Origin of the sequence: Acinetobacter sp. LF10, from assembly GCF_048585715.1 — a bacterium.
GTDB lineage: Bacteria > Pseudomonadota > Gammaproteobacteria > Pseudomonadales > Moraxellaceae > Acinetobacter.
Genome location: NZ_CP184160.1, coordinates 2871133 through 2897270, shown reverse-complemented (window position 1 = coordinate 2897270; position 26138 = coordinate 2871133). Strand labels below are relative to the sequence as shown.

Annotated in this window: 18 protein-coding genes; 8 read left to right on the top strand and 10 right to left on the bottom strand. The window is 40.6% G+C overall.

The genetic code is table 11. The annotated features are described in order from the left end of the window. Positions 1 to 4 precede the first annotated feature (4 nt). From ACN19N_RS13915 to ACN19N_RS13905, 3 genes are all read right to left on the bottom strand, one after another. Positions 5 to 685 (bottom strand): ubiquinone biosynthesis accessory factor UbiJ, encoded by a 681-nt coding sequence (locus ACN19N_RS13915; RefSeq protein ID WP_269228970.1) that lies wholly within the window; start codon positions 683 to 685, stop codon positions 5 to 7. Between the two features lie 10 nt (positions 686 to 695). Then, positions 696 to 1637 (bottom strand): bifunctional demethylmenaquinone methyltransferase/2-methoxy-6-polyprenyl-1,4-benzoquinol methylase UbiE, encoded by a 942-nt coding sequence (gene ubiE, locus ACN19N_RS13910; protein ID WP_420001588.1) that lies wholly within the window; start codon positions 1635 to 1637, stop codon positions 696 to 698. Positions 1638 to 1832: 195 nt separating this feature from the next. Next, entirely contained in the window at positions 1833 to 2540 is a 708-nt protein-coding gene (locus ACN19N_RS13905; protein ID WP_420002397.1) for an FFLEELY motif protein, read from the bottom strand. Positions 2541 to 2744: 204 nt separating this feature from the next. On the opposite strand from ACN19N_RS13905, the gene ACN19N_RS13900 reads away from it, so the two are divergent. Then, complete coding sequence (locus tag ACN19N_RS13900) at positions 2745 to 4163, top strand: phosphate--AMP phosphotransferase (RefSeq protein ID WP_420001587.1); 1419 nt, start codon at positions 2745 to 2747, stop codon at positions 4161 to 4163. A gap of 28 nt (positions 4164 to 4191) precedes the next feature. Here ACN19N_RS13900 and ACN19N_RS13895 read toward each other — a convergent pair whose 3' ends face one another. Then, entirely contained in the window at positions 4192 to 4698 is a 507-nt protein-coding gene (locus ACN19N_RS13895; protein WP_046739338.1) for a hypothetical protein, read from the bottom strand. 182 nt (positions 4699 to 4880) lie between these two features. On the opposite strand from ACN19N_RS13895, the gene ACN19N_RS13890 reads away from it, so the two are divergent. The 3 genes from ACN19N_RS13890 to recD all read left to right on the top strand — a co-directional run bounded on the left by ACN19N_RS13890 (position 4881) and on the right by recD (position 14081). Continuing rightward, the gene (locus ACN19N_RS13890) at positions 4881 to 8519 is read left to right on the top strand and encodes an exodeoxyribonuclease V subunit gamma (RefSeq protein WP_420001586.1); all 3639 of its coding nucleotides are present in this window, start codon (positions 4881 to 4883) and stop codon (positions 8517 to 8519) included. Between the two features lie 3 nt (positions 8520 to 8522). Continuing rightward, a complete protein-coding gene (locus ACN19N_RS13885; RefSeq protein ID WP_420001585.1) occupies positions 8523 to 12236 on the top strand; it encodes a UvrD-helicase domain-containing protein in 3714 nt (1237 codons plus the stop codon). 99 nt (positions 12237 to 12335) lie between these two features. Next, complete coding sequence (gene recD, locus ACN19N_RS13880; RefSeq protein ID WP_269228963.1) at positions 12336 to 14081, top strand: exodeoxyribonuclease V subunit alpha; 1746 nt, start codon at positions 12336 to 12338, stop codon at positions 14079 to 14081. Between the two features lie 401 nt (positions 14082 to 14482). Here the strand turns inward: recD and ACN19N_RS13875 are convergent. Both ACN19N_RS13875 and ACN19N_RS13870 read right to left on the bottom strand, forming a co-directional pair. Next, positions 14483 to 15573, bottom strand: a protein-coding gene (locus ACN19N_RS13875; RefSeq protein WP_100222571.1) for an IS4-like element ISAba1 family transposase whose coding sequence is annotated in 2 segments (ribosomal slippage) — positions 14483 to 15033 and positions 15033 to 15573 — 1092 coding nt in all. Because the reading frame shifts where the segments join, the coding sequence is not laid out codon by codon here. A gap of 402 nt (positions 15574 to 15975) precedes the next feature. Then, the gene (locus ACN19N_RS13870; RefSeq protein ID WP_269228962.1) at positions 15976 to 17274 is read right to left on the bottom strand and encodes a serine hydrolase domain-containing protein; all 1299 of its coding nucleotides are present in this window, start codon (positions 17272 to 17274) and stop codon (positions 15976 to 15978) included. A gap of 239 nt (positions 17275 to 17513) precedes the next feature. Between ACN19N_RS13870 and rpsO the strand changes: the two genes are divergently transcribed. The 4 genes from rpsO to ACN19N_RS13850 all read left to right on the top strand — a co-directional run bounded on the left by rpsO (position 17514) and on the right by ACN19N_RS13850 (position 23074). Further along, on the top strand, positions 17514 to 17783 hold the full coding sequence (gene rpsO / locus ACN19N_RS13865; RefSeq protein WP_004637724.1) for a 30S ribosomal protein S15: 270 nt from the start codon (positions 17514 to 17516) through the stop codon (positions 17781 to 17783). 257 nt (positions 17784 to 18040) lie between these two features. Then, the gene (gene pnp, locus ACN19N_RS13860; RefSeq protein WP_171062387.1) at positions 18041 to 20131 is read left to right on the top strand and encodes a polyribonucleotide nucleotidyltransferase; all 2091 of its coding nucleotides are present in this window, start codon (positions 18041 to 18043) and stop codon (positions 20129 to 20131) included. 256 nt (positions 20132 to 20387) lie between these two features. After that, entirely contained in the window at positions 20388 to 21710 is a 1323-nt protein-coding gene (locus ACN19N_RS13855) for a dicarboxylate/amino acid:cation symporter (RefSeq protein WP_420001584.1), read from the top strand. 140 nt (positions 21711 to 21850) lie between these two features. Next, on the top strand, positions 21851 to 23074 hold the full coding sequence (locus ACN19N_RS13850) for a magnesium transporter CorA family protein (RefSeq protein ID WP_420001583.1): 1224 nt from the start codon (positions 21851 to 21853) through the stop codon (positions 23072 to 23074). A 29-nt stretch (positions 23075 to 23103) separates the two neighbouring features. On the opposite strand, the gene ACN19N_RS13845 is transcribed toward ACN19N_RS13850, so the two are convergent. The 4 genes from ACN19N_RS13845 to ACN19N_RS13830 form a co-directional block, all read right to left on the bottom strand. Then, on the bottom strand, positions 23104 to 23430 hold the full coding sequence (locus ACN19N_RS13845; protein WP_004659218.1) for a chaperone modulator CbpM: 327 nt from the start codon (positions 23428 to 23430) through the stop codon (positions 23104 to 23106). An 11-nt stretch (positions 23431 to 23441) separates the two neighbouring features. Then, complete coding sequence (locus ACN19N_RS13840; RefSeq protein WP_420001582.1) at positions 23442 to 24386, bottom strand: DnaJ C-terminal domain-containing protein; 945 nt, start codon at positions 24384 to 24386, stop codon at positions 23442 to 23444. Positions 24387 to 24527: 141 nt separating this feature from the next. Beyond that, positions 24528 to 25139, bottom strand: coding sequence for a LysE family translocator (locus ACN19N_RS13835; RefSeq protein WP_269228958.1), 612 nt, complete (start codon positions 25137 to 25139; stop codon positions 24528 to 24530). Positions 25140 to 25252: 113 nt separating this feature from the next. Continuing rightward, positions 25253 to 26128 (bottom strand): Hsp33 family molecular chaperone HslO, encoded by an 876-nt coding sequence (locus ACN19N_RS13830; RefSeq protein WP_269228957.1) that lies wholly within the window; start codon positions 26126 to 26128, stop codon positions 25253 to 25255. Positions 26129 to 26138: the final 10 nt, after the last annotated feature.

Genomic DNA, 26138 nt, shown 5'->3' with positions numbered 1-26138 from the left:
TTACCTAGTCTTGAGAGGATTGTTTTTGTGGGTTGAAAGAAGCCTGTAATTGCTGAAACTTAGCTTCTAAGCGATCTAGCTCTTGATTGAGCTGGCGAGTTTCTCGATTCAGATCATCCATTTGCCAACGTGGTGCAAATAAACCACTATCTTCTTTAAGTGCATCTTCGACAAAGAACAAATGACTTTGCAACGAGCGTTTTATTTGTTGAGGTGCAAGCTGAATTCTGCCCAACTCATGTGCCAGTTGTGGACCAATCCAAGGGGATAAATGCGCCGCAAGATCAGGCTCGACCTGTTGCATAATTCTTTGAATGTCTTGCAAAAGATGATAATCACCCTGTAAAGGAATATTACCGATCTGATCCATATCACTCAACAGCAGCTTTATTAGCTCGACTACATTCGCAACTTTTAAAGTCGCAGTAGCATCGGTAATCTTATTTTGATTATCGAAAGGACGTTGTTCGAAAATTGAAGGCGTTTGAGCCTGTCCTGTGACAGTAGGTTCTAGGCGAACTTTATTTTCATCAAAAAAAACATCAACTGAGAGTTGTGGGCTATCAATCACAACACGTAATAATTGCCCTTGCAGTTGATTGAGTTGAATGCGTGTAATCGCATCCAAATCAATCACATGATGAATGATACGTTCGACTGCACCGAGTGCTAAAATCGACCACATATCTTAAGCCTTAAAGTTTGAATCCGCGGTGAACTGCAACAATACCACCAGTGAGGTTATGGTAGTCACAGCTTTGGAAGCCTGCATTTTCCATCATACCTTTGAGGGTACGTTGGTCTGGATGCATACGAATAGATTCTGCAAGATACTTGTAACTTTCAGAGTCATTTGCAACGAGTTTACCCATGATTGGTAATGCAGTGAATGAATAAAGATCGTAAAGCTTAGAGAATGGTTCGAACACAGGTTTAGAGAATTCGAGAATCAATAAACGACCACCTGGTTTAAGTACACGATACATGGCTTGTAGTGCGGCATCTTTATCGGTCACGTTACGTAAACCAAAACTGATGGTCACTAAATCAAAACTGTTATCGGCAAAGGGTTCTAAAGTTTCAGCATTGGCAAGTACGAAATCAACATTGGTACAGCCTGCATCAAGCAGACGATCACGACCTACATTTAACATAGATTCGTTAATATCTGACAGTACGACATGACCTTGTGGCCCGACTTCACGGCTAAATACTTTAGCCAAGTCACCTGTACCACCCGCAATATCAAGTACATGTTGACCACGGCGAACACCTGACATATTAATCGCAAAACGTTTCCAAATACGATGGATACCGAATGACATCAGGTCATTCATAATGTCGTATTTACTTGCAACCGAATGAAAAACTTCAGCAACTTTTTGTGCTTTATCATCGCTACTGACGGTTTGATAGCCAAAGTGAGTGGTTGCTCCAACATTTCCCGTGTTGGCACCACGTGGCAAATTATATTTCGGTACTGATGTATTCGGTGTTGATGTTGAACCTTGTTGTAACGATTGCTGTTGACCTTGAGGTGCTCCTTGAGGAAGTGGAGAACTGAGGAAAGGACTGACTTTGTCTGAACTTGGGTTTTGCTCAACTTCTGGGGTAGGCTGTTGGTTTTCGTTAGACATTGTTTTCTCCTAAACTTTCGCTCTAGCGGCACGAATCAGCAAGCATGATGACAGATTTTGTATTTTTTTACAGGGTTTAGCATATCATTGTTATGAATAATATACAGAAAGTCACACGCTCAAAAGCATTTTTAATTTTTGTTTTTGAATTCAATAATCCCTCCTAACACGAAGAGGGATGGCGATCAATTCAATTTAGTCACGAAATGGGTTTGGGTGACCAGCGTGCACTTTTTCGATGATTTCACGTTCTTTTGCCGTAAATGTTTTGATAAACGTTGCAGCAGACTTCATTGGTTTCATTGCTGCAAAACCTTCTTGGATAAACTCGTACATACGTTCAAATTGATATTTGGTTGCAATGCCTTTACACATTTTAAAAGCTGCATACATCATCGTAGAGCGCATGTATTTATCTAATGTGAGACCAAGCTCGTCAAGTAATTGTAATTGTTCATAACGTGCATCGCCTTGATCGAGTTTGACTAAGGTCTGGCGCATGATTTCATCAGTTAGTGGTGTTTCTAAAGGATAATCTTTGAGTAGTTGTTCTGCGACTTGTTCATCAAGTTGAGTGGCAAGTACAGCAAGACTGACCGATTTTGTTCCTGTTTTAATTGCATTTTCAGGGAGTAAGCTTTCTGCTTTATGTGCATATTTCAACAGGCGTTCGATTTGTTGTGCAATTGCATCAAAATCAGGACCACCATACAAGCGATTGAGAAAATATTGTGCCATCAGTTGATTTTCAGGCAGAGCAAAAAAATCTTTATGGGTTTCTGCGATGCGTGCTTTCATCCACGCTTGTACTTCATGCAGACGTTGCTTAAGTGCTGGATTTTGGTGGTAATTCAGAGTTTGGTATTGTAATAAAAGATAATCAAATGCAGCGAGTTTTGACATATTCGAACTCAAAGAAAATAAAACCAGAAAATCATAGGCTGCATCATAACCAAGAACCATGACAGCTTAAACCCTAAATGTCTAACAATCGGTCAGTATGTTTATACACTGATTTTTCTCTACAGAAACTGTACAAGGGTTTTGCATTCAGTGAAATAGATTTCACTATACTTATTCTTAATAATGAGCCATTTAGAGCAGAACATGAGTGTACAACAACCAAAATTTGAATTGCGCGATGAAGATGAGCTTTCTTTAGATTTGATTGAAGCACAATATGCCTTAAAAGATAGCCAAGATAAAAAAAATGCAAAAAGTGTTCTGATTTTAGTAAGTGGGATTGAATTAGCAGGGAAAGGCGAGGCGGTTAAGCAATTACGTGAATGGTTAGATCCACGCTATTTAAGAGTTAAAGCAGATGCACCACGGTTATTAACGACCTATCAAACCTTTTGGCAGTCTTATACGCGTTTTATTCCTGCCGAAGGTCAGATCGTGGTGATGTTTGGGAATTGGTACAGTGACTTGCTTTCAACCGCGATGCATGTGTCAAAACCATTGGATGAAACAATGTTTGATGCCTATATTGATCAGATGCGTTCATTCGAACATGACTTACAGCATAATAATGTACATGTGGTCAAAGTTTGGTTTGATCTGTCTTGGAAGTCTTTACAAAAACGCTTAGACCAAATCGATGCGTCCGAACAACATTGGCATAAATTACATGGTTTAGATTGGCGCAATAAAAAACAATACGATACTTTGCAGGAGTTAAGCCAAAGATTTACCGATGATTGGTTTGTGATTGACGGTGAAGATGAAGCTCTACGTGATCAATGTTTTGCTCAATACATATTACAAACCTTGCAAGAGTTGCCTGACCATCAAACTAAAGTCACGGAAAAATGGCAACAAGCACAGATTTCCACAGCACTGTTAGAACCTTCAAAACAAAGCTTAGATAAAGATGACTACAAAGAGGAATTGAACAAATTAACCAAAAAAGTTGCTGATGCATTACGTTACGATGAACGAAAAGTGATTGTTGCTTTTGAAGGTATGGATGCTGCAGGTAAAGGGGGAGCGATAAAAAGAATTGTTAAAAAATTAGATCCACGTGAATATGAAATTCATAGTATTGCTGCACCTGAACGTTATGAATTACGCCGTCCTTATTTGTGGCGTTTTTGGAATAAGCTGAATGATGGCGGGAAAATTACCATTTTTGATCGTACATGGTATGGTCGTGTTTTGGTTGAGCGGATCGAAGGTTTTGCTTCAGTCGTTGAATGGCAACGTGCTTATAATGAAATTAATCGGTTTGAGGAAAATTTGGTTGATAGTCAAACCGTGATTGTAAAAATTTGGCTTGCAATCAGTAAGGATGAACAAGAAGTTCGATTTAAAGATCGTGAACAAACCCCACATAAGCGTTTCAAGATTACTGAAGAAGATTGGCGTAATCGTGATAAATGGGACGATTATTTAAAAGCTGCTGCAGATATGTTCGAACGAACCAACACAGATTATGCACCATGGTATGTAATCGCTACCGATGATAAAAATACAGCACGAATCGAAGTTTTAAAGGCGATTTTAAAACAACTCAAGGCGGATTAAACCGCCTTGTCGTCATCAAATATTATTATTAAGCCACAATAGTATTGCGACTTTTTTGTTGAATTCGTTTAGCAAGGTTATAGCAATCTTGAATATGTGCTTCAGTAATTTTACGCATCATGAAATAACCAAGGCTTGCAGCAACCAATTGTCCACCTAAAGGAATAAACTTCGTCACTTGCTTGGTGGCAATTTTAGTGAAAAAGCCATTAAAAGATTTTTTCATTGCAGTGCGCGCCACCACAAAACCTGAAAATTCGAAACCACGTTTACGTAGTTCATCCCAATGCACTTTTTTGGTTTCAGGATCATAGACACTGATATGTTCAGGTGCTAAACCAAAACGCGCATTAATATAAGGAATAATCTGAGTGAGCATCCCCAAATCAACGACCACATCAAAAAATGGGATGGGTACAATCGCTGCGCCTGCAGACCAATATGCACGATTTTTGGTAAGTGCCAAACACTCTTCGCGAATTTGCTCCAAATTTAAGCTTGGATCAATCGAATCAGGAATTTTTTCAATTTTCATAAAGTTATACCTAAAGTCTATCCCTCGATAGTACATTCAATCGTATTGAGTGGTGAATTTCAAAACAATTTATTTATTTCCTTGTGTGTTTAACGTGACATAGTTATATGAAGTTGTATAGTGATAAATATGTACGTTTTCGTGCAATACAATAAGCATTCCTGATGAGGTCATATTCGTAGATGGGTATTCATGTTATTCAAAGTCAACGCCTTGAAGTGTTATTACAAGGTGTGATGGCATCAATCACCCAACCGAGTTCTTCTCCATTTCAGGTGTTTAAAACTCAGCATTTTATTGTTCCCAGTCCTGCACAAGAACAATGGTTGACGCAGAAAATTGCCGAACAACAAGGCATGACTGCCAACTATCAATATCATCAACGCATTCGTGGTTTTCAGTGGTATGCATACCAGCAAGTATTAGAAAATAAAGAACAAGTGCGTAAAGCCAATATTCCGCGTTTGATTTTAAAGTGGCGTATTCATCAAGCTTTACAGCCTTTTATTCAATCTGAACAGAATAGCCTTGCACAAGAACACCCTTTATATTCGATTGTGCAACGGATTTATGCTAGTGCTGATCAACTGCAGCAAGGCACGGAAAAACAACTTAAAAAACAAAGTATGTTGTATTGGGTGGCGGAACAGGTTTCACAACTGTTTAATAACTACATGATTTATCGCGGTCATTGTCAACGTGGCTGCCAAAGCAATTGTACCTGTAGCAGTAATTGGCTATCGACTTGGGGGCAGAATAAAGCTTTAAATATCGAACAATTGATTGCTCAAACAGATCAACAAACTTCAGCCTTTAGTTTACAACAAACCGAACAATTGGAAGCTTGGCAGCGTTGGTTGTGGCAAAACTATTTTCATGATGATTTTGTTGAAATACAAAGCATTGATGCTGATTTCTGGCAGCTTCTAGACAATGAGCAGACACGATCCCGAGCTTTGGCACAACTGCCGAATCAGGTGATTGTATTTACGATTTTAGATTTACCACCGAGCCAACTGCAATTTTTACGTCGTTTGGGACAATATTTAGATGTGGTGATTCTGCACTATAACCCATCGCAGGAATATTGGGCCGACAGTGTCGATCCACTCTGGAAAAAGCGTTATGACCTCGGCGTGAAAGAGCGCTATATCGCCAAACATCCCCATGCCAGTGATGCAGACATTGCTGCATTCTTTGACAGTTTTAGTTTGGGCTTTAATGCTTTAAATCGAGAATCTCGGCATCCTTTGCTGACACGTCTAGGTAAGCAAGCGCGTGACCACTTTTCGCTGTTGTCGCAACTGGCGACAGGAGAAGAAGGAAAGTGGGTCGATGCCTTTGTAGAGCATTTCCCTGAAACGCTACTCGGTAAAATTCAGTCAGATATTTTCTATTTGGCAGAACCTCAGCCCCAGCAATATGAACTTGCATCTGAGGATAAATCCATTCAGATCCATGTTTGCCATTCCAGTGTGCGGCAACTCGAAGTTTTAAAAGAACAGTTACTGTATTGGCTATCTCAGGCGGATGGTCAGCCACGTCGTCCAAATGACGTATTGATCTTGGCTCCGAACCTAGCTGAACTAGAGCCTTTGATCCGTAGTGTGTTTCCAGCGGTTGCCAATGAACATGAGATATTTTTACCTGTTAAAATTGCTGGCGTTGCGCAATTAGATGCGTTAAATGCATGGCGTGCTGTACTCGGACGTTTGCAACTGACACAAGGGCGATTTAATCAAGATGATTTTGCGGATTGGCTCAATCTTTCCGCGACGCAACAACGTTATGGCTTGGATTATACACAGGTACAACGGATTCTGAGTTTACTCGATGATGCTGGCTTTAAGCGTGGTTTAGACGAACAACACTTAAAGCAAAGTTTGAGTGACGATGATCAAGACTATCGTTATAGTTTTAAATTTGCTTTGGACCGTTTGGCTTTAGGAATTGCTGTGCCTGCCCATGTAATGGTGCAGGATATGCTTAGTTATGCCTTGGTGCAGCCAAGTGATTTTGAACTGATAGGTATTCTGATTCAGATCTATCAAGATTTAGCAGCGCGACGAGATTGGCTGGTGGCACATGAGCAAGGACAGCGTTTGCCTGTTGAGGTATGGTTGCAACGGATCAAACAGGATGTACAAGAGTTTGAACAAGCCGATGTGGTGGCATTAAAAGCAATCCGTGAAATTATTCAGAAGCAGGAGCGGATGCTGACTCTGGCCAGCTATTATGACGATGCAGAAATGCAGTTGCGCCAAATTATCTTACCTTTGCCTTATATTATTGAAGAAATTCAGCGCACATTGGAAAGTCAGTCTGCGCAAGTTGAACCGACAGGACAAATTACCTTTAGTCAGATTGGACAAATTCGCCCGATTCCTTATCGTTTGATCGTGATGTTGAACTTGGATACAGGTAAATTTCCAAATCGGGACAGTCATATTCCGTTTGACTTGATGGATGCACTACGTCAGCAATTAGGTGATCGCTCTCGTTTGGAAGATGATCAGGGAGCATTTTTAGATGCAGTCCTGCTGGCGCAAGAACAAGTTTGGTTGTTTTATAATGGCTTTGATCTTAATGATGGCGAAGTCAGAGAACCATCCAGTGTGTTGCAGGGCTTCCGCGAGCATTTGGCTTTGATTGTAAAACCGACTAGCGGCGAAGATAGTCTTCCTTTATCAGAAGTGGATTTAGCTGGATTGTATGCATTACAAATCCCGCCACAGGTTTATCCACTGTATCATTTACATCGGTTACAACCGTTCGATCCACTCGGCTTTATTTCGGATCGTCCTGTGCGCTTTCAAGACCAATGGTTTAAGGTGGCCTCACAGATTCAGCAGGTGAAGGGTGAGCGACAGGCGTGGGCCAATATCACCTATCCCGTTGAACAAAATGAAATGATTATTTTGGAGAGTCAGCAATGGATTCAGGATATTAGTTTCCCTGCACGGTTGTATTTAAAGACCTTAGGTGTGGAAAATTTAACTGCACAAGCATCGCTTGATCAAGCTGAACCATTATTACTCGATGGTCTCGGTAAATATGCCATTCGGCATTTTTTACAGCAGCAGGATGACCAGCTCTCTCCAAGTCTGTTGCAAGATCAGTTGCCCGTTGGCAAAGTTCAGCACAGTGCTTGGCAGCAAAGTCGTTTAGAGCAGCAGCGTTTGCTGGAGCGCTTGCAGCAGTATGCCCCAGCGCCGACTGAAACCACGCAACGGGTTTGGCGGGTCTCGAAACAATTACAAATCGCCTGTGTGACCCCGAAGCAACTGAGCCAAGATTGGGTCAGTTTGGATGCTTCCAGTGCACGTGCCAAGCGCTTTGCCAAAGTCTGGCTGGAATACTTGCTTTGGTTGGCGGTATTGAATAGTGAGACTGTCACAACGAAGCGCCGAATTGTGGTGTTTAGCGATCAGACGGTGATTTGTGAAGGATTAAATTCACAACAGGCACAACATTATTTAAATGCATGGTTACAGCTTTGGCACGATGCACAGCAGCAGCCTGTGGTTTTGCCTGCGGCCTTAGTATTAAAGCCTTTGGAAAAAGGCAAGCAATATGAGTGGATTGAGCTGGATTCAACTCAGGTGTTAACTGAAGAGAGTCAAAAGCAAGTATTGAAGGACTGGAATGATACGGGGGATTTCTCGGGTTTTGATATGACCCAGAATGAAGCTTGTAAATTGCACCGTGATTGGCAATTCATTTTGCAGGAACAAGATGCAACCGCTTTATTACAATATGCCTGTGATCATTATTCTTATGATTTGTATCAACCGATTTTTGAATTTTTACGGGTGGAGTAAGACATGAACTCAAAGTACCCAGTGTCTTATCAGCCGATTAGTGATATTCAATTTGAAGGGCTGCATTTAATCGAAGCCTCAGCAGGAACGGGGAAAACCTATACACTTTCTAGTTTGATGGTGCGGATTTTCTTAGAAAAATATCTACCCAATCAGGTGATTGCCACTACCTTTACCCGTGCCGCAGCCGCAGAACTCAAAACGCGTATTCGTTTGCGTCTGGTCGAAATCCTTGAGTTTTTGGAGCCTTTTCGTGATGTATTAGAACAAGATATTCATGCCAAAGCATTACAAGAGTCTGATCCCTTAAAACAACAGGTCTTACAAAACTTTGCGCCACGAATTGCCTATGCCTGTGAACGGCTAAAATTGGTCATCGATCAATTGGATGAATTATTTGTTGGAACCTTGGATAGTTTTAGCCAAAAGCTATTGCGAGAGTTTGCCTTTGAAAGTGGCAAAATTGAACGCGCAGAAATCACAGAGGATGCTAAAAGTTATACCCGTCAATTGATTCATGATGTGTTGCGGGAATGGATTCAGACCCAACCCCAGCAAGTGATCAATGCGATGTATAGCGTGGGTGGACTGAAGAGTGTCGATCATTTTGTCGGGATGGTGGAAAGCTCGCTGAATTTTAGTTCGGCACAATTTAAACTGCCTGTCATGCCTGAAATTGAGTTGGATCAGTTGCAGCAGTGGCAACAGCAAGCGCAGCAGATTGACCTGAGCAGCTTGGCTGAATACTTTCAGTTAGAGGGCGCCTATTATGCACATATCAATGGTGCTTCTTTCCGTAACAATGCCTTTCATAAACTGTTTACAGAATCCTTGCCACCATTATTAACTGCACTCAACAGTCCTGAGAATATACAGATCTTTGATGCCTATTTTGCCGATGCACGTGATGCGGTATTTAAGTTTTTAGACAAACTCGAAGCACAAAAAATTTTTAAGAAATGTCCTGCGGAAATTGCCGAAGGCTTCTATCAACATCCATGCGTGCTGCAACTGCAAAAGCTGTTTCAAGCTGTACAGCAGACTCAGCAAGAATTTGAGCAGTTACAGGTCTATTTAAAAGCTTATTTGTGTGTTGAAGTCAAAAAGCGTTTGCCGCAAATGTTACAGCAAAAAGGGGAGACCACCTTTGCTCAGCAAATTAAGACGTTGTCTGAAGCTTTAAAAGGTGAGCAAGGACAATCTTTTGCGGTATTTGTACAGTCACGCTATCCATTGATTCTGGTGGATGAGTTTCAGGATAGCAACCAAGACCAAGACGATATGTTGGCCAGTATCTGGCGCCATCCGCAGCGTTACCAAAAAGGCTGCATGATTATGGTGGGCGACCGTAAGCAGGCGATTTATGGTTTCCGTGGCGGAGATATGTTGACCTTCCTGAATGCCTATCAGGATATTATGGCCAAACAGGGGCGTGAGTATAAGTTGGTACATAACCACCGTTCGGTGAAAGAGCTGGTTGAAGTGGTGGATGTGCTATTTCAGCGCCAGATCGATTTTGGTGAGCAGGTCAGCTATGACCCGATTCAATCGGGTTCACGTCCGCACCCTGCCTTGATTGAAAATGCCCAACCCAATCCAATGCCTTTACGCTGGTTGCATTTGCAAGAGGGCAATGAACAGGCCACACAAGTGGCGTGGCAGATTCAGCACTTACTCAATCAATCGTATTTAAAGCAATTGTACTTAGAAGGTGATGTCCCGACTGCGATTGATGAAGATGATATTGCTATTCTTTCGCGTAGCCATCGCCAACTGGATGAAGTGCAATATGTATTGGAACGTATGGGAATTCGGGTCAACCGACCGTCGAAACGTAGTGTGTTTGATTCCCCCATTGCACAGGATGTGGGGGCCTTATTGACGGCGTTGCTTCATCCTTATGACGAAGCCAAGCTCAAACGGGCTTTGCTCAGCCGTTTATTTGGCTTTGATCTGGCTCGACTGTTGGCCTTAGAACAAAGTGCAGCAGGCTTGAGTGATTATATTCAGCAGTTTGATGACATACGCGAAATGTGGCTGAATCAGGGCTTTTTATCGGCATGGCAGCGTTGCCTAAATCAGTTTGGTCTTTGGCAGCAACTGGTGGCTACACAAAGTAAAGACAATGAACGTGCCGTGGTGAACCTACGCCACCTCACAGATCTCTTGAGTCAGCACAGTGAACATGTACAAGGGATGCAAAACCTGTATCACTGGTATTTAAAACAATTAAATTCACCAAGTGATCGCGATTGGGAGCTTGAGCACAAGCTGTCCAGTGAGGCGGGTGTGCAACTGATGACCATTCATCAGTCCAAAGGCTTAGAGTTTAAAATCGTCTTTTTACTGGGGGCGAATAAGGCCTTTACTGAAGTACAGAAAACACTGAATTTTTCTACCACTGAAATCCAGTTGCCTGAGACAGGCCAAATACGGACGCAACGGGTGGTAGCCGTGGCGGATAAAAATTTTTTACAGCAAACTGAGCTGGATCAACATCAGCAACGCGCTTTAGCGGAACAAAATCGTTTGTGGTATGTTGCACTAACACGTGCCAGTCACCGTGTTTATGCTGTGTTTGAACCGGAAAAAGGCGATAAGAATAAGTTTTCAGGTTTGGCTTTTTGGAAGAATCAGGGCGATAACTTTCAACATCCCTATAGTGCCGATGCTGCGCTGATCTTAGCGCGACCACAAGCCTTACAGATGCAACAAACTCAACAACAGCGCGTACTGTTGGCCCAAGCATTGCCGACACAACGTTTTTATGCACGCGGAAAAACCAGTTTTAGCTATTTGGCACAACATTTAAAGCACAAAGCGACTCGGGCTGATCGCTTGGCTAATATCGATACCGATTTTGAGCAAGCAGAAGATGAGTTGAATCTTGCAGAATTGGAAAATAAAACCACGTCCCAGCCGATTGCCTGGATTAAACAGTATTTCCCGAAAGGGACTTTGGCGGGCAATTTCTTACATGAGATTTTTGAGCAGATTGATTTTCAGCAACCCCACATGTGGGTAGAAGAAATTCGCCGTCGTTTTAAAAATACCTATCAAAGTTTATGGTCAGAGCTACTATTTCAATATCAACAGCATTTCCCTGAACAAGAAAATGCTGAGCAGCAACTCTATCAATGGATTGCTGATTGGCTTAGTGAAGTATTACACACGCCACTGAATCAGGGTTTTCAGTTAAAGCAATTAGTTGCAGGACAATATCTGTCGGAATGTCCATTTTATTTGGCGTTATCTGATCGAGTGCTGGCGATGCAGCGTGTACAGCAGCTATTTGAGGAATATGGCATCGAAATGCCTGAGTTACTTGAAGCTAAATCTGCCCGTTATTTAAATGGTTCAATCGATTTAGTCTACTTCGATGGACAGCGTTACCATATTGCCGATTATAAGAGTAATTATTTGGGGGCAGCGCAACTGGATTATCAGCCTGCTCAGATTGCAGAAAGTATGTCGCTGTCGAGCTATTGGTTACAAGCCGCTTTATATTTAGTGGCATTGCATCGTTATCTGTCAGTCAAATTGCAGGATTATGATATGCAACTGCATTTGGGTGGCGCATCTTATTTGTATTTGCGCGGCATGAATGGGCAGACGCAGCAGGGTTATTTTTACTGGAAACCTGAGGATGAGTTTATTTTACGCTTAGATGCGATTCTTGGATATTTCGCTGAGGATAAAGTAGGAAAAATAGTGTAGATAAAATAGATGATTTTAGATTAAACAAAAACTTATCATGTGGATAAGAGTGTTTATAACCTTGTGGACAATCGTGTGGGTAAGTTTGAGGATAACTCTGTGGACAAGCTAATCAGTGGTCAGTCAGAACAAATGACTTGGTTGAATATGTGGAGTAACTACCTCACACAAGCACCCTTTTCTCACTCTGCTCAAGCAGTTAACGCTGCGCATATTTTACAGCAATTGGTTGAAGCCAGCTTGCAAGGTGACAGTTGTATCGAAGTCGATACGACACAGCTTGAAGCATTGGGTGATTTGGCTGTTTCTAGCGAAATCGCAACCACACAGGTTGCCCCATGTGTCTATGATCAGCAGGGCTTGGCATTATACCGATATTGGTACTTAGAGCAACGCCTTGCACAGCAGATTTGTCGATTAAAGCGACAAACGATTCAGGTTGTTGATACCGAACATTATCAAGACTTACTCAGTGATGAACACCAGCAGGCTGCACTGAAAATGGTGTTGCAACAAGGTCTGAGCATTATTACCGGCGGGCCAGGGACAGGTAAAACCTATACTTTGGCACGTATTATTGCAGCCCTCAACCAGACCATACTTGATATTCGTATTGCCATGGCAGCACCGACAGGCAAAGCCGCACAGCGTATGCAGGAAGCATTACAAAACTCTTTTAATGATCCAAAATTATTGCAATCAGGGCTCATCACCGATGAGTTGCGTAATCAAACCACACAGACCTTGCACCGTTTACTGGGCATGGGCAATCGACAAATACCACGCTTTCATCTCAAACAACCTCTGCCATATGACGTGATTGTGGTGGATGAAGCCTCCATGCTGGATTTGAATTTGGCAACCCTGTTATTCGAGGCAGTTCCAGATCAATGCCGAGTTATTTTGCTCGGTGATGCCAATCAGTTGGCTTCGGTTGATGTCGGCTCGGTTTTGGCTGATTTACAGCAAGTACAGGGATTGGCTGAAAACCGAGTCCAGCTACAGACTAGCCGCCGTTTCTCTGGTGAAGCCAAGATTGGGCAATTCGCACGATTTATTCAGGCCCAGCAAGATCTAAGCGATCCCGATTTAGTCTTATCAAAACTAGAGATGGACATTGTTCCTGCTGCACCTTTGCAAACAATTTCCTTGAGTAAGGATATGCCAGACCTGATTCAGCTGGAATATTTACCCGAGCAACAGCAGGTTGATGTTGAGCCTTATCAGCAGAAGCTAATGGCAGGATTTCACGGCTATATCGAGGCTTTAAAACATTATATACAGGCAGATGAGTCTGCTGAGCAAATCCAGCATGTGGTTCAAGCCTTTGATGATTATCGAATCTTAACGGCAGTTCGACATGGGTCATTGGGGATTGAGCAACTGAATCGTTATGCGGGGCATTGGCTCAATCAGCAACTCAAACAAATCGCTGTTGGAGACTGGTATATCGGACGTCCTGTCATGATGACCTATAATGACTATCAGCTTGGAATTTCTAATGGTGATATCGGCATCTGTTTTAAGCATCGCACCCAGTCACAACAATTCGAAGTCTTTTTCCCGAGCTTAAATAAATGGATTGCAGCGCACCGACTCCCACGCAGTATGCAAACCGCTTTTGCTTTAACCATTCATAAATCACAAGGTTCGGAATTTACCCATACTGCGATTGTTTTAGATGCACATGCCGAGAAACTATTGAGTCAGGAATTGATTTATACCGCAGTGACACGTGCTAAAAAAGTAGTGAGTATTCTGTCTGATCGGAAGGCATTACAACAGTCATTGATTACTAGAACCGTTCGTCGTAGTGGTTTAGTGCAAAAGATCAATTTAGGGTGATTATGAACTTATTCTTTAAAATTCACTGTTTTGTAAGTAAAAGCTTACACGAATTCGAGATATTGTCGCTAGAGTGAAATAACTGTTTTTGAGATCATGTACACACAAAGAGCCTAGCAAGGAAAGCTAGGTAAATCGCACAAATATAATAATAAAGTCAATGAGACAGCGAACTTACAGTGAGGTAAGTGATAAAAGAGGAAACTTACAGCCGCTAAGCCTTGTAGTTTTGGGAGAGACTACAGGGCTTTTTTATTTTTAATCTTACTAACATCATGATAGTTATTGTATTTATTTTAATCAAAATGATTTTAATGAAGAATATCTACCTCTGACTGTGTGAAGTAAACATTAATTTTTCTATAAAAGCTTTTAACCAAAAGCTTTGTACACGACAAATTTCACAGAACCCTTATCCTATCAGGATTCTGCTTTCTTAAAATTGCCAAAATTTCCTTAAACTCTTCTTTTTTCCCAAAACCAATTAAACGCTGAATCGCCATTTGAACATAGTCTAAACCATAGCGAAATAAACTCATTGAGAGTCGTCCATGCTTCTTTATTATTATCGCTTTTTTTTGATTATGTTGCCATTCACCCGTTAAGTAACACCAACAGAAGCTTATAGCTAACACCGCAATCAATTTTTTCACTCGTCTAGGGTCTGTCAAGCGCGTATTTTCAAGATTAAACCCGCGTCCTTTGAGACAACTGAATAAGGTTTCAATTTCCCAGCGTAATGCATAATCCTGAATAGCATTGGCATTAAACTGAGGAGAAACGACGAGTAAAAGCTCTCCATTTTCTAACTGTAGTGCACTTATATATAGTTTCACCCGACCAACCAAAATCCGTCGTTTACGACATTCAATTTGACCAACTTTAAGATGGCGAAATAAATCACTAATTTTATGATTCTTTCCTAAATGATTGGTGACAATGAAGTTTTTTTAACACGAATGCAGAAGTTGATGTCTTGTTCAATTAACCATGTAAACCACTGCTCACCGATAAACTCTCTGTCTGCGAACACATTCACAATACGGTCTTTACCAAAAATGGCTATAAAGCGTTGAATCAAAGCAATACGCTCTTTCGTATCTGAATTTCCACGTTTATTAAGCAATGTCCAAAGGATAGGTATCGCTATTCCACGATAAACGATTGCGAGCATCAGGATATTAATATTTCGTTTTCCCCATTTCCAATTGGTTCTATCTAAAGTCAGTTGCACTTGGTCGAATGAAAACATATTGAAAATCAACTGAGAAATTTGACGATAATCAAAATACTGACCTGCAAAGAAGCGCTGCATACGTCGATAAAATGATTGTGGTAAGCACTTGATGGGCAAGGCTTTAGATGCAGAAGAAAGATTACATGTTTGCTTTAAAATGATCACAAGCATGATGAGCGCAAAGCACTTTAAATGTGACTTGTTCCATTTTAGAGATTTGTTTAAGATAAGATATAACTCATTGAGATGTGTCATAGTATTCGTCGTTAGAAAACAATTATTGTGACATTATTTCAATGAGTTATCTATTTTTGTCGTGTACAGAGAACCAAAAGTTTAAATTAAAAATATGATTGTTTGACAATTTTCCTGTATTATTAAGTTAAATGTTATACAGACCTGTACGTTTTTGCTTACATAGAGATAAGAAAAATGCTATTTTTCTCCATAATTAGTTCTGACAGAATAGTCCGTATAAAGAAGATACACACTCAAAGCAAAAACATAAAAAGTGATGTGTAAAATACGTTCAGAGGGTCTGAAAGTAGCTTAATAAGAAACATAAAGAATAATAATAGAAAACTGAAAAGAACCTTGAATAACGCGCAAAAGCCCAAGTCTGACTTGGGCTCTTTTTTTTTGCTGCGATCAAATGAATTAGACGATGTCTGCTTCGTGTCGATCTGTTGCAAATAATGAACGACGTTGATTCTTTGGAATCTTAGGGCAGTTTGTTGAGATTTGATATAATGTTTTGGCAAGAGCAGGGAGGTGTGTCCCAACGACAGATTTTCCTGTGGTAAGCAACGATACACTAACATCACGCTCTGGATCTGCCCAACATAAAATATTAGAAAAACCAATGTGCCCAAAAGCCTGACCAGTCATTGGACCAAATAAACCGACTGGATTACTACCAAGCATTGGACCTAACGCATAACGCATTGGGGCGAGTAGAGTACGGTCTAGGCTTGTTCCTGATGTTGGTAGGGTTGAGCGAAATACAGTTTTTGCGCTCATGATTTCTTTACCCTGATATTCACCACCGCTGAGTAACATTTCAAAAAAGCGACCAACTTGTTCAGCACTGGTATAAATGTTTCCAGCAGGACAAATAGTATCCATGAAACGAGTATCATTGGTGACATCCACTGCAAGTTGTAAACCACCACCGAGTACATGATTAAGATAATGGTCTGTACCTAAGCTTGGGTGAATTCCTGTGGCATAGTTTAGTGCAACATTGTCTCGATATTCTGGTTTCAAACCATAGTTGAAATAATCTAGCCCCATTGGTTTTTCAATATTTTCAGCCAAAAACTCACGTACGCTTTGTCCAGTTACACGCTGAACGATTTCACCTAGGATATAACCAGCGGTAACAGCGTGATAAGCAAGATGTGTCCCTGATGGCGAAACAGGTTTAGCTGCGCAAAGTACTTTTAAGATTTCTTCTTGGTTAAATAAAAGTTCTGGTGTGACTTCTGTATCAATACGTGGAATCCCGCCACGGTGAGAAAGCAAATGGAAAATAGTCGCACGACGTTTACCATTGACCCCATATTCAGGAATATAGTAGCTAATCGGATCGAGCAGATTTAAATCACCGCGCTCATCCAACATATGGATCAGCATTGCTGTAACCATTTTTGATGCAGAGAACAAACATACAGGCGTATCAGGCGTACCAATTTTTGCATCCGCGGCTAAGCCATCTGGAGAGTTACCCTGTGCATAACCAATACTGCGGTTCAGTAAGATTTGTCCTTGACGTCGCAAACATAATGTAACAAGTGGATAGTTTCCTGTTTTATACAGGCATTCAACGCTATTCCAGATCTTTTGAATCTGCTTTTCAGTCATTCCACCCAATTCAGCTGCAACTTCATCTTTTGAGCGAATCACTTGATTTAAGTCATTTGGTACATAACAAGTATTGGTTGATAAAATTTTCACGATTCCCTCGCAATATTTTCGTTTTCTTTCGTCTCTGTCATAAATTGAAAACAGATATACGATAGTGTGCCTATTTTGTTCAATGCTGTCAGCTGCCGAAATGCCAGCAAAGTTAAAACATTTTTGCAATATGGTGATAGATCACTTAAAATAGGCGACTTGCTGTAGTGATGCACGGCAGTCAGTTGCTTGCAACTGATCATTATCATTTTATTTTTTAAGCATCTCGGAGAAATCGAATGGCTTTAACTAACGCAGATCGCGCAGAGATCATTGCTAAATTTGCTCGTGCAGAAAACGACACTGGTTCACCTGAAGTACAAGTTGCTTTATTGACTGCTCAAATCAATGATTTGCAAGGTCACTTTAAAGAACACAAACATGACCACCACAGCCGTCGTGGTTTGATTCGTATGGTTAACCAACGTCGTAAATTACTTGACTATTTAAATGGTAAAGATCACGGTCGTTATGTTGCTTTGATCGGCGCATTAGGTTTACGTCGTTAATTCGATTTTACTTTGTTTTCGCTATTTCGCATGTTGCAATGCTTTATCGCTGAAAAGAGAGTTTCACCTGATTTGGTTTAGGTGATTTTAGAAGGGGCGCTTGTTCGCTCCTTCTTTGTGTTTAACTTTTATGTAAAAATTTTGATCTAGTGCGATGGCTTCTAAGCTTTGTCATTTATCTACACATGAGTTGTAGTCTGAATGCCAAACCTTAGGGGTCTCACTAGAATAAAACTAGGAAAATATAATACATGTCAATGTTTAATATCGTTCGTAAAGAATTCCAATTTGGTCAGCACCAAGTTGTTTTAGAAACGGGTCGTGTTGCACGTCAAGCAAATACAGTTTTAATCACCATGGGTGGTGTAACTGTGCTTGTTGCGGTTGTTGCACAGCCAAAAGCAAAAGCGGGTCAAGACTTTTTCCCGTTAACTGTTAACTATCAAGAAAAACAATATGCGGCGGGTCGTATCCCTGGTGGTTATGGCAAGCGCGAAGGTCGTGCGTCTGAAGCTGAAACTTTAATTTCTCGTTTGATTGACCGTCCGATTCGTCCATTGTTCCCAGAAGGTTATTTCAACGAAATCCAAGTCACAGCAACAGTTGTTTCTTCTGACAAAACAATGGATGCTGATATTGCTGCGATGTTAGGTACATCTGCTGCATTGTCGATTGCGGGCACACCTTTCCGTGGTCCAATTGGTGGTGCACGTGTTGGTTTGATCAATGGTGAATATGTTCTTAACCCAACGTTAGAACAACTTGCACAATCTGATCTTGATCTTGTCGTTGCAGGTACAGAATCAGCAGTGTTAATGGTTGAATCTGAAGCGAAAGAACTTTCAGAAGACCAAATGTTAGGCGCAGTACTTTTCGGTCATGACGAAATGCAAATTGCTGTACAAGCAATCAAAGAATTTGCTGCTGCAGTTGGCGCGAAAGAATCTGAGTGGGTTGCTCCAACGCACAATGAAGAATTACGTGCTAAATTAAAAGAAGCATTTGAAGCAAAAATTTCAGAAGCGTATACGATTGCGGTAAAACAAGAACGTTATGCAGCTTTAGATGCACTTTATGCAGAAGCAAAAGCGCAATTCGTTCCTGAAGAAGATGTTGATGGCATCGCTGATGAAGTTGATTTCTTATTCGAAGATCTTAAATACCGTACCGTACGTGACAACATCTTGTCTGGTAAGCCACGTATTGATGGTCGTGACACCAAAACAGTTCGTGGTATCGACGTTCAAGTGGGTGTATTAGGTCGTGCTCATGGTTCAGCATTGTTTACACGTGGCGAAACACAAGCACTTGTAACTGCAACTTTAGGTAACACACGTGATGCATTGATGGTTGATACCTTAGCGGGTACGAAAACTGACAACTTCATGTTGCATTATAACTTCCCAGCTTACTCTGTAGGTGAAACGGGTCGTGAATCAGGTCCTAAGCGTCGCGAAATTGGACACGGTCGTTTAGCACGTCGTGGTGTACAAGCGGTTCTTCCACCTGTTGATCGTTTCCCTTACGTACTTCGTATCGTATCTGATATTACTGAATCAAACGGTTCATCTTCTATGGCGTCTGTTTGTGGTGCATCTCTTGCACTTATGGATGCAGGTGTTCCGCTTAAAGCACCAGTTGCAGGTATTGCAATGGGCTTAGTAAAAGAAGGTGAGCGTTTTGCAGTTCTTTCAGACATCTTAGGTGACGAAGACCACCTTGGTGACATGGACTTTAAAGTAGCAGGTTCTGCAAATGGTATTACTGCGCTTCAAATGGACATCAAGATCGAAGGGATTACTGAAGAGATCATGGAAGTTGCATTAAACCAAGCTTTTGCTGGTCGTATGCATATCCTGAATGAAATGAATAAAGTCATTTCACGTGCGCGTGCAGAAATCAGTGCGAATGCGCCGACTTTCGAAGTGATTAACATCAATCCAGATAAGATTCGTGATGTGATTGGTAAAGGTGGTGCTACCATTCGTGCCATTACAGAAGAGACCAAAGCTGCGATTGATATCGAAGACAATGGTACAGTTCGTGTATTTGGTGAAACTAAAGCTGCTGCTCGTGCTGCGATTGCAAAAATCCAAGCACTGACTGCTGAAGTTGAGCCAGGAAAAATCTACGACGGTAAAGTGATTCGTATCGTTGAATTTGGTGCGTTCGTAAATATCATGCCTGGTACGGATGGTTTACTTCACATTTCACAAATCTCAAATGAGCGTATTGCGAATGTGACCGACGTGTTAAAAGAAGGTCAGGAACTAAAAGTACAAGTTGCTGATGTCGATAATCGTGGTCGTATTAAGTTGACAATGAAAGATATTGAGCAAGCTCAATAATAGCAATACTTTTGCTTAAAAAAAGCGCATTGTTTTTACAATGCGCTTTTTTATTAACTAGATGAAAACTATAAATATAAATTGGCGAAACAATAAACATAAAATTATTTTATATTAGACATTAGTCGAGTGCTTAAATTGTGAGGATTACAATTAACGTAGAATTCCCCAAATTTCCGCTCCTGCCTGTGTTTATAAGGTTTTAGATAGACAGTCGGAAGTCTATTTGTTATCCCAATATGAAGGAATATCGCACATGCACGTCGACCATGTAGCCGCAGGTCAAGATGACCAGCAGCCACCAAAGAAACCCAAGTTTTATCAAATTCTTTATGTACAAGTGATCTTCGCAATTGTTGCGGGGATACTATTAGGTCATTTCTTTCCTGAGTTTGGTGAAAGCTTAAAGCCGCTTGGTGAAGCTTTTATTAAAATGGTGAAAATGATTATTGCGCCTGTGATTTTCTTGACTGTCGTGACTGGTATTGCAGGGATGAAAAATCTTGGCAGTGTGGGTCGTGTTACAGGTAAGGCAATGATTTACTTCCTGACCTTTTCAACACTTGCGCTGATCATTGGTCTGATTGTTGGTAATTTAATTGAACCTGGTCATGGTTTAAATATTGATCCAAGTACATTACACAGTACTAAAGTTGATGAATATGCAGCTAAAGCACATGAATCAACTATTACAGGTTTCTTGATGAATATCATTCCAGATACATTGGTGAGTCCATTTGTATCAGGTCAAATTCTTCAAGTTTTGTTTGTCGCAGTCTTATTTGGTTTGGCACTTGCTAAATCAGGCGATTTAGGCCGTCCAATTACTGATTTCTTGCAACAATTAACCAATCCTGTATTCACTCTAGTGGGTATGTTAATGAAGTTTGCACCTATTGGTGCATTTGGTGCGATGGCATTTACCATTGGTGCTTATGGGATTAGTTCAATTGGGAACTTGATGTTATTAATCGCAACCTTCTACATCACCGCATTACTTTTCGTTATCGTTATCTTGGGTGCAGTCGCTCGATATAACGGTTTTTCGATTATCGACCTGATTCGTTATATCAAAGATGAACTGTGGTTGGTTCTTGGTACAAGTTCATCAGAAGCAGCACTCCCATCATTGATGGCGAAAATGGAAAAAGCAGGCTGTGAAAAATCGGTTGTGGGTTTAGTAATTCCGACAGGGTATTCATTCAACTTAGATGGTACTAATATTTACATGACATTAGCTGCATTATTCATTGCACAAGCATGTAATATTGAATTGACACTCACTCAACAAGTGACAATTTTATTGGTGGCTATGCTCAGTTCTAAAGGGGCTGCGGGGATTACGGGCGCAGGCTTTATTACTTTGGCAGCAACGCTTTCGGTTGTTCCTGCGATTCCAGTTGCGGGGATGGCGTTGATCCTTGGTATTGACCGTTTTATGTCTGAATGCCGTGCTTTAACCAATTTAGTTGGTAATGCTTGCGCAACAATTGTTGTTGCAAAATGGGATAAGGCATTAGATAAAGAGCAACTCGACCAAGCCTTAAAACATGGCGTGGTACTAAACAAAGAAGTTTAATACCGCCTAATTTGAAAAAGCCTCGATGCCTCGCATACGAGGCTTTTTCATGTCATTTGATTTTGATAATAGAATAAACATAGCTTTTTATTGTGCTTCATGGCAGCATTTCTATAGATTTTCAAACTTATCTCGACTCTATGCAGCTTTATTATTTTTATCGTCATAACAGTGAAAATACGATTTTTATTAGCGTGGAACAACAAACAGAACATACGCTTGAGTTTTTGTGGGTTGATAGTTTGAGACAGGATTTGGTTAATCATACCGATTCTTGGCAAAAAAATATTTATGAGCATACGGGTGTAGTGCTTAACGAATTTCATATGCGTGATTTGCTCAATATTGAACATCCTTGTGCTTTTGATACAGTTGAAGAATATGACCTATTAGTATTGCGGAAATTGATCAGTCCAGACGATCAAATTTATGAAAGTGACAATGCTTTAGAATCTCATGAAAGTATTTTTGGCCTAGCGACTACACCGATGAGTTTTATCCTAACGCCGAATATTTTGGTGAGTGTGAGGGAGCAGGGCAATAAAGCAATCGAAAGCTATATTCAACGTATTCAAGTAATTATGGGTCGTCCGATTGCTGAACAAAATAAACCGAGAAAATTAGCCAGCACACCTGCCGATTTATGCTTACGTTTGCTGAACAGCATGATTGATGGCTATTTGAATTTGCGTACACCACTGACACGTCGTGTTGAATATTGGCAACAGCAACTTTTGCAGGGCAACCGCCGTTTTAAACAGTGGCATCAACTCTTTCATGAAGATATGGCATTCCAACAAATCGAAAATTTATGTGAGGAACAAATAGAGACCTTACAGGAGTTTCGAGATGAGTTAGTTGATAATTATCATCATGTGATGGGGGAGCATAAGCATAAGAATCAAGACATTCTCTTGGTTCGTCTCAATGATTTAATGAGCCATATAGAGCGTGTTCAAAAACATACCTTGCGTTTAAGAAATGCGATTCAATCGGCCATTGATTTACATTTTTCAGCTATTGCGAATCAAACCAATGAAAATATGCGTATTTTAGCAATTATTACGGCAATATTTGCCCCGTTGACCTTATTAACAGGGATTTATGGGATGAATTTTGAATTTATCCCAGGGTTAAAGTCACCTGTTGGTTTTTGGATTATGCTTGCAGTCATGTTAATGAGCACGGTGGCACTGTTGTACTATTTTTACCAGCAACATCTAGTAGGGCGTGGTGAACGGAGCGTAATTGATTTATTGGCACAACAGCATAAACAACGAAATGTAAATTTACTTTGGTTCTTAGACTATGAACCAATTAAGCAAACACTCAAAGAAGTAGAAAAAATGACTAAACTTAAATAAAGCGTTTAGTCATATATATGGATGTTACCTTAGTGAAAATGTTTGAGCTGTTTGCGCAGTTGCTGTACTTCATCAATCAGATCCAACATCACCGCAACTGCTGATAAGCTAGCATCGAAGTCACGTTGTAAACGATAAGCTCGACGTGCTCGGGCTACATCTTCACCGATAAACTGATAACTTTGTGGATCGACTTGGATTTGTAAAATTTCATAATCAATCAGTTTTAAAACCCAATCTGTACTTTGGCCACATGCTTCTGCAAAGTGTTCGAGATCAAGTGCCAATTGTTCATCAATAATTTCAACTTGGCAGTGACCATCATATTGAATTTCTTTGTATTGAATAGTTGTCATGATCTTACTCCTTATGAGGCACGAGGTCTGAATGAAGCAAAAGCATTTGCAAACTGTTGATAAGCCTGTTGCTCTTGCTCACTGTGTGTTGGTGGTAAAACAATATTAATAATTAGATATAAATGCCCTGCGATTTTGTTTGGTATCCCTTTATCTTTGAGACGTAGTTGTTGTCCATTCTTAGCGTTTTTAGGTAAATTGACCTTGAGTTGTCCTGCGGGAGTATTGACTTCAATGCTTTGTCCTAGAGCAGCTTCCCACGGACTCACATCAATAGTTTGATAGACATCAGTCCCTTCAATACGAATGCGGTCGGTATCTTTATATTGGATTTCAATATAAAGATCACCATTTTCACCGCCATTGATACCACTTTGTCCTTGACCATTTAAGCGAATTTGCTGACCTTCTTTCATTCCTTTTGGAATCTTAACCTGCAAAGTTTTTCGCTGTACTTCAGGTTCACCATAAACATTGTAGGTTGGAATTTGAAGCGTAATTTGCTCTGTTGAACCGTGATAGGCAATATCTAAATCGACTTGGATACTGGCATGTTGATCCTCACCCCGATAGCTGCGTTGTTGACGTTGCGAACGTTGTTGCCCGCCACCAAAACCTGAGCCAAATCGACCAAATAAATCCTCAAAGCCACTAAAGTCAGCGCCTTCACCTGAGCTTTGGCGATAGAACTGTGAGCCGTCAAACCCATTTGGATTGCCTTGTCCAAAATTAGAAAAACCTTGTGGATGATCTAACATCTGATCGTATTCAGTTTTTTTTGTAGCGTCACTCAAGGTGTCATAGGCGACATTAATCGCCTGCATTTTAGCTTCCGCATCGGTTTCTTTGCTCACATCAGGATGATATTTACGTGCTAGTTTTCGATAAGCTTTTTTAATTTCATCTGCTGAGGCATCTCTTGAAACACCTAGCTCTTCATAATAATTTTTTGCCATGATCTTAAATATAATAATGAGCTGTTTCTTTCATTATGAAACGAATCCAAGAGATTTCAATGGATTCGATTGTATAAGAGTTGTTTTGTTTAGCTAAAAGCTTAGAGTACGTATCGGTACTTTCGGTTTTCTAAGATCACTTTAGATAAAGGTTTCAATCAGCCCATAGAGTGCAATCAACACGAGCAGAGCACCACACAGACCTAGAATCTTTGGATAGATTCTGCTTTGAGAGAGACGACTGAAGAACAGATACACTAAAGACAAGGTTAAGAAGTCCAAAATGATCCATGTGACCGTAAGTAAGCTTAAACTGAAATTGATATTCGGTGAGATGTTAATAAACTGTGGGAAAAAAGCTGAAAAGAAAATAATATCTTTTGGATTGGAAATTCCCACTAGAAAGCCTTTTTTAAAGCCTCCGCTTTGTGTGGATAAGGTTTGAATGGCAGTTGGATGTGGTGCCTGAAGCACTTCTTTAATAATGCTATAGCCTAGATAGGCAATATAAAGGCAACCTAATATACGAATGGCTTTTAGATAGTTCTCATCAATGGTGAGAAAGCCTTTGAGAATGAGTACAGAAATAAAAATCAGGATTAAAGAAGCGAAATTGGTACCAAAAATAGTTTCTAATGCTTTTTTATAACCCCCTTTCAGACCAGCGCTCGCCACTAAGATCATTACGGGGCCTGGGGTAGCAATCAAGACAATAACGCTAATAATAAATAAGAAATATTCAAAGTAATTCATAAGTCAAAATTAAGGTCTATGTTATTGGGAGATTTGAAAATTGCTCTATCTGATAGACCTTAATACAAAATAAAAAAAGACGGAAGCCCGTCTTTTTTTATTTTACTTTTCAATTAACTTAAATGTTCACCAAATAAGCCTAAAGCTTCTTCTGCACTAAACTCATAACGTGCATTACAGAATTGGCAATCCATTTGGATCGGGTTTTGTGCTTCTAGTGTTTCATGAACTGCATCCACACCGATTTGAATCAAAGCGTGGGCACAACGTTCCTTCGAACAAGTACAACCGAACTTTAACTGCTCAACTTCAGGTAGACGAACTTCTTCTTCGTTATACAAACGATAGAGAATTTCATTGGCTGAAAGATCCGTCAATTCCTCGGGTTTAAGGGTTTCAGTCAACATGGTCAAACGAGGCCACAAGTCTTCATCAACCAACTTTTGTTCTTCTTCGTTATTACGAGGGAGTAGTTGGATTAATAAACCACCTGAACGTTGACCATTAGTTGCCAATACAATATGTGTTGGAATCTGTGCAGACAAATCATAATATTGCGTTAAGCAACCTGCTAATGTCGGTTGATCAAATGGTACGATACCTTGGTAGCGTTCGCCGTGTTCAGGTTCAATATTGATGAACAGCACAGGGTTGGTCAGGGCAGCAAGCACGGTACGACTATCTTTACCTTCTGCGAAGCGCGGATCTTCTTCGTAATCTGCGAGCGCACGAACTTCACCTAAGTGATTGCATTCAGCCATAGCCCATTTAAATGTTCCACTTGCTTGAATTTGTAAGCTAATACGACCACGAATCTTGAGTGTACTTGCAAGTAAGGCGGTTGCACTCAGCATTTCACCTAAGAGACTTTGTACCGCAGGCATATATTCACGTTGCGCCAAAATGGTTTGTAGTGCTTCTTCCAAATGAACCACTTCACCACGAACAGGGCAGTCTTCGATAAAAAAGCGTTGGCGTAAATCAGACATATTTTTCTCC